Annotated in this window: 6 protein-coding genes; 1 reads left to right on the top strand and 5 read right to left on the bottom strand. The window is 70.1% G+C overall.

The genetic code is table 11. The features are described 5' to 3' along the window. The 3 genes from AC27VN_RS31105 to aptA all read right to left on the bottom strand — a co-directional run. Positions 1–926 (bottom strand): CsgG/HfaB family protein (locus AC27VN_RS31105; protein WP_490879052.1); only part of this gene is annotated, 926 nt, incomplete at its 3' end. Between the two features lie 11 nt (positions 927–937). Next, positions 938–1,525, bottom strand: a complete 588-nt coding sequence (locus tag AC27VN_RS31100; RefSeq protein WP_256223119.1) for a hypothetical protein — start codon at positions 1,523–1,525, stop codon at positions 938–940. Positions 1,526–1,782: 257 nt separating this feature from the next. Further along, positions 1,783–3,117 (bottom strand): omega-aminotransferase AptA, encoded by a 1,335-nt coding sequence (gene aptA / locus AC27VN_RS31095; protein ID WP_490879051.1) that lies wholly within the window; start codon positions 3,115–3,117, stop codon positions 1,783–1,785. Positions 3,118–3,248: 131 nt separating this feature from the next. Between aptA and purU the strand changes: the two genes are divergently transcribed. Next, complete coding sequence (purU, locus tag AC27VN_RS31090; protein WP_057594448.1) at positions 3,249–4,103, top strand: formyltetrahydrofolate deformylase; 855 nt, start codon at positions 3,249–3,251, stop codon at positions 4,101–4,103. A gap of 79 nt (positions 4,104–4,182) precedes the next feature. Here the strand turns inward: purU and AC27VN_RS31085 are convergent, their stop codons facing one another. Together AC27VN_RS31085 and AC27VN_RS31080 are read right to left on the bottom strand one after the other, a co-directional pair. Next, entirely contained in the window at positions 4,183–4,560 is a 378-nt protein-coding gene (locus AC27VN_RS31085; protein WP_208513612.1) for a YXWGXW repeat-containing protein, read from the bottom strand. 143 nt (positions 4,561–4,703) lie between these two features. Beyond that, positions 4,704–5,611 (bottom strand): GDSL-type esterase/lipase family protein (locus AC27VN_RS31080; protein ID WP_490879050.1); only part of this gene is annotated, 908 nt, incomplete at its 5' end.

Genomic DNA, 5,611 nt, shown 5'->3' with positions numbered 1-5,611 from the left:
CGCAGCTGCTCGGCCGGCACCAGCGGGATCTGCTCGCCGCCGCCGGGGCGCAGGGTCATGCAGGGCCGGTGGTCGACCTGCGTGACCGCGGCCATCAGCCGCACCACGCCCTCCTCGAGCGCGGCGCGCACGCCCATCTGCACCGGCTCCTGGCCCTTGGCGCCGATGTCGACGTCGTAGAGCCGGCTGCCGAAGAAGCGGAACACGTTGAGCCCGACCTCGTAGCCGTTGAACTGCTTGGTGAGGCTCACCGTGCGCACCACCATCAGCGAGCGCGTGTCGACGATGCGCAGGTCCACGCCCACCGACTGGGTGAAGGTGCGCGCCTTCACGCCGACCTGGTTCACCGCCACCTCGGCGCCGCCCGAGTTGATGTTGTAGTTGAGCTCGGTGATGCCGCCGACGATGAAGTAGTCGGACTTGTTGATCGTGCCGCCGAAGTACGGCAGCCACGGCACCACCTGCGCGCCGCCGCCGGGGCCGCCGCCGAGCTGGTGCGTGCGGCCGTCGCCGAGCTGGCGCCGGTCGGCGTAGGCCAGCTCGCGCTCGGCGATCACCGGGTCGAAGCGCTCGGCGATGCGCACCGCACCGCCGAGCTTGCCGAGCGCCGAATAGACCATCAGCGCGCCGCCCTGCGTGATCGCGTTGCCCTCGTTGATGCTGTACTTGCCGGTGTAGTCCTTCACGTCGCCCACGCCGATCACCACCTCGGGCCGGCGCGTGGCCGCGATGTGGTCGGCGAAGCAGGCCAGCACCGGTTCCATCGGCGTGACGTTGTCGCGCACCGAGGGGCCGAGCACCACGGGCGCCTCGTTGGGCGCGAAGCGCTGCTGCGGCGCCGAGGTGCAGCCGGCCAGCACCAGCGCGCCGGCCAGCGGCGCCGCGAGAAAGACCGCCCGGCGGGCGTGGGGCGAGATGCAGTGCATGGCGCCCCCGTTCAGTTGAGCACGCCGAAGGCGCAGGCGGCGCTGCCGTTCACCCCCGCCGTCTGCGCACCGGTGTTGCCCTGGGCCGAGTTCAGCGCCTGCCAGGCCGCGCCCTGCACCTGCGTGCTGGTGCCGCCGACGACCGCCGAGCCCACCGTGCCCGCGTTGGCCTGGTTGGTGCCCACCACCGCGGCGCCGAGCGTGCCGACCGCGCTGTTGCTGTCGTTGCCCGTGGCGCCCGAGCGCGCCCCGGCATTCGCGGGCGAATTGGCGACCGTGCTGTTGTTGCCGTCGTTGCCGGTCGAGGTCGCCGAGACGTTGCAGTTGTACTGGCGCCCCACCGTGGTGTTGTAGACCGGCGCCGCGTAGTAGCCGCTCTTCTGCTTGCGGATCATGTCCTGCACCGCGGCCTGATTGACCTTGTCGGTGCTGGTCTGGAACTGCCAGGCGGCGTTCTCGCCGACGTTGTTGGCCTGCGCGCGCGGCGCCGCCACCAGGAGCAGCGCCACCACCAGGGCCACGTGCACCGTGGCGGCCCAGGGCGCACCACGGCGACGATCGGAGCACCGGGATACGGCGGCACGGGATGCACGAGGCATGGCAGCTCCTTTCAGGAGGAAGAGCACTTAAACGAAAAGTGCTACTTCTTTGTAAAGAGGATGCTATGGATCGGGCAGGTGGGCTGGCTATTCCGGAAACCAGTAGTACCTATGAGTACAAACCAGCGGTGATTACTGGATGGCCGGACAGTGCGGCCGCCCCGATCCTGTGCGCCGCACAGCGGTCCGATCGGGGCTCGCGCCCCCGAGACGGGGGCGCGTCCGCGGCCCGTTGCGGGCCGCGGTGGGGCCTGCGATCAGGCGTGCGCCTTGATCGCGTCCGCCAGCGTGTTCACCAGCGTGTCGATGTGCGACTTCTCGACGATGTACGGCGGCGCGATCACCAGCACGTCGCCCGCGGGGCGCACCAGCGCGCCCTTGTGGAAGCAGTCGAGGAAGATGTCGTAGGCGCGCTTGCCGGGCGCGCCCGCGATCGGCGCCAGCTCGACCGCCGCGGCCAGGCCGAGGCTGCGGATGCCGATCACGTTGGGCAGGCCCTTGAAGGTGCCGTGGAAGGCGTCGCCCAGCAGCTTGCCCATCTCGCCGGCGCGCGGGAACAGGCTTTCCTTCTCGAACAGCTCGAGCGTGGCGATCGCCGCCGCGCAGGCCACCGGGTGGCCCGAGTAGGTGTAGCCGTGGAAGAACTCGACCACGTGCTCGGGCGCGTCGGTCTTCATCATCGCGTCGTAGAGCTTGTCGCGGCAGATCACGCCGCCCAGCGGGATCACGCCGTTGGTCACGCACTTGGCGAAGTTCAGCATGTCGGGCACCACGTCGAAGTAGTCCGACGCGAAGTTGGTGCCCATGCGGCCGAAGCCGGTGATGACCTCGTCGAAGATCAGCAGGATGCCGTGCTTGTCGCAGATCTCGCGCAGGCGCTTGAGGTAGCCCTGCGGCGGCAGGTACCAGCCGGCCGAACCGGCCACCGGCTCGACGATGATCGCGGCCACGTTGCTCGGGTCGTGCAGCGGCAGGATGCGGGTCTCGAGCTCGACCAGCGGGTCCTCGGCCCACACCGGTTCCTGGTTGTGGATGTAGGCGTTGTTGACCGGGTCGTGGATGAAGCGCATGTGGTCCACGCGCGGCAGGAAGGCCGAGCCGAACACCTTGCGGTTGCCCGGGATGCCGCCCACCGACATGCCGCCGAAGCCCACGCCGTGGTAGCCGCGCTCGCGGCCGATGAAGACGTTGCGGTGGCCCTCGCCGCGCGCGCGGTGGTAGGCCAGCGCCACCTTCATCGAGGTGTCGGCGGCCTCGCTGCCGGAATTGCAGAACAGCACCTTGTTGAGGTCGCCGGGGGCCAGCGCGGCGATCATCTCGGCCGCGCGGAAGGCCTTGTCGTTGCTGATCTGGAAGGCGGTGGCGTAGTCGAGCGTGTCGAGCTGCTGCTTGATCGCCTCGTTGATCGGCTTGCGGTTGTGGCCCGCGCCCACGCACCACAGCGACGAGATGCCGTCGATCACCTTGCGGCCGTCGTGGGTGGTGAACTCCATCCCGTCGGCCGCCACGAAGACCCGCGGGTCCTTCTTGAAATGGCGGTTCGGGGTGAAGGGCAACCACTGGTTGTCCATGTTGAAGTCCTGGTAGGCCATGCGCGTGCTCCTGTGTGTCTCGTCGGAATGTGGAAGGTCCCGCCGCCGAACGGCCGGCGCCCCGGGAAAAGGGACGCGGCGGACGGGGAGAACGGCATTCTGGCACCCCTGCGACAATCACGCCCCTGACCATGACCACCACCCCTGCCTACATCCTCACCCTCTCCTGCCCCGACCGTACGGGCATCGTGCATGCCGTCTCGGGCTTCCTGCTGGAGCGCGGCGGCAACATCGAAGAGGCCGCCCAGTACAACGACCACGACACGGGCCTGTTCTTCATGCGCGTGCGCTTCGCCTGCGCCGAGCACGGCGAGGCCGCGCTGCGCGAGCAGCTCGCCGCCTTCGCCCAGGGCTTCGGCATGACCTTGCAATTGCAGGCCGCCGCCCAGCCGATGAAGACGGTGATCCTGGTCAGCAAGGAAGGCCACTGCCTCAACGACCTGCTGTTCCGCTGGAAGAGCGGCCTGCTGGCCATCGACGTGCGCGCGATCGTCTCGAACCACCGCGACTTCTACCAGCTGGCCGCCAGCTACAACGTGCCCTTCCACCACATCCCGGTGACGGCCGCGACCAAGGCGCAGGCCGAGGCGAAGCAGCTCGAGATCATCGAGGCCGAGGGCGCCGAGCTCGTGGTGCTGGCGCGCTACATGCAGATCCTCAGCAACGGCCTGTGCCAGAGCCTGGCCGGCCGCGCGATCAACATCCACCACTCGTTCCTGCCCAGCTTCAAGGGCGCCAAGCCCTACTACCAGGCGCACGACCGCGGCGTGAAGCTGATCGGCGCCACCGCCCACTACGTGACGGCCGACCTCGACGAGGGCCCGATCATCGAGCAGGACGTGGCGCGCGCCGACCACACCGACACCGTCGAGGACCTCACGGCCCGCGGCCGCGACACCGAGAGCCAGGTGCTGGCGCGCGCGGTGAAGTGGCACAGCGAGCACCGCGTGCTGCTCAACGGGCACCGCACCGTCGTGTTCCGCTGAGCGAGCGTCGCCCGGAAAGAAAAAAGCCCCCGGGGCGGCCTTTGCAGGTCGCCCCGGGGGCTTTTTCATGCCGGCCGCGTCAGTTGCGGTTCGGGTTGTTCGGACGGCGGTCGTAGCGGTTGGGCACGCCGTCGCCGTCGCGGTCCCAGCGGCCGGCGCTGTAGGCCCAGCGGCCGCCTTCCTGGCGCCATTCGGGCGCGCGGTAGGCATAGCCCGGGCGGGCCCGCACCCAGACGCCGTTGGTCCAGACATGGCGGCCGCCACGCCACTCGTAGTGGCCCGGTGCCCAGACATAGCCGCGGCGCGGCGGCGGCACCCGCTCGTAGCGCGGCGGCGGAGGCGGCACCTGGATCATGACCACCGGCTGCGCCTGGGCGGCCGTCGGCAGCGTGAGCGCGCCCACCGAGAACAGCGAGGTGGCGGCGACGGAAAAAGCGATGGCTGCGAGTCTTTTCATGGCAAGGCTCCATGAGTTGTTGGAGGAGCCTTCATGCTGCCGGTGCCTTGTGAACCGCCTGTAAGCGCCACGCGAAATCTTGTGTAGAGCTGTGACGCCGCGCCCGGCGCGCCGCCTGCAGGCGGCGGCCGACGCGCGTAGGCCTATTCCCGCAATTCCTGCAGATCGACCGCGCCGGCCATCGCCGCGAGGCCCGCGGCATTGGGATGCAGGTGGTCGCCGCTGTCGTAGGCCGGCAGCAGTGCCAGCGGCTGCGCCGGGTTGCGCACCGCGGCGTCGAAATCGACCACCGCGTCCACGTCCTGCCGGCCGCGGATCCAGCGGTTGACCGCGCCGCGCAGCGCCTCGGTGTGCTCGTTCCAGTACGACGAGCCGCCGAACGGCGGGATCGTGCCCAGCAGCACCTTCAGGCCCTTCTCGCGCGCCTGCCGCACCAGTTGCTGCAGCCCGGCCTGCAACTGTTCGAGCGTCGGGATCTCGCTCGCCGGCACCACCTGCCCGGGCGCGCCGATGAAGGCGGTGCGGCCGATGTCGTTGGTGCCCATCAGCACGATCACGTGCGTGACGCCGCTCTGGCCCAGCACGTCGGCGCCGAAGCGCGCGAGGCCGCTCTGCCCCGCGCCGCCGTAGAGCAGCCGGTTGCCGCCGATGCCGACGTTGAGCACTGCCACCTCGCGCGCGGCGCCCGGGCCCGGGCTCTTGCGCAGCAGCGTGGCCAGTTGCTGCGGGTACGAATTGCCGCCGCCGTCGCCGTCGAGCCCGCCCGCGGTGATCGAATCGCCGAAGGCCACCACCGTGCGGATCGCGCGCGCGGCCCAGACGTCCACGCCCGTCACGAAGGCATTGACCGGCACCCGCTGCGCATCGGGCAGGCGCGGCGCCGACACCGCGTTGCCGTTCGACATCCAGGTCGCGTTGCTCGGCTGCAGGTGCACCGTCGACAGCGGCGTGGAACGCTCGAAGTAGCTGCTGACCACCAGCGTCTGGCCGGCCTCGACCGCGAAGTCGATGCCGTCGCTCCAGGCATCGGCGCCCGGTGCGATCGTGAGGC

Source organism: Variovorax sp. 20P10.2.4 (genome assembly GCF_058244205.1).
This window is presented reverse-complemented; position numbering and strand designations above follow the sequence as displayed.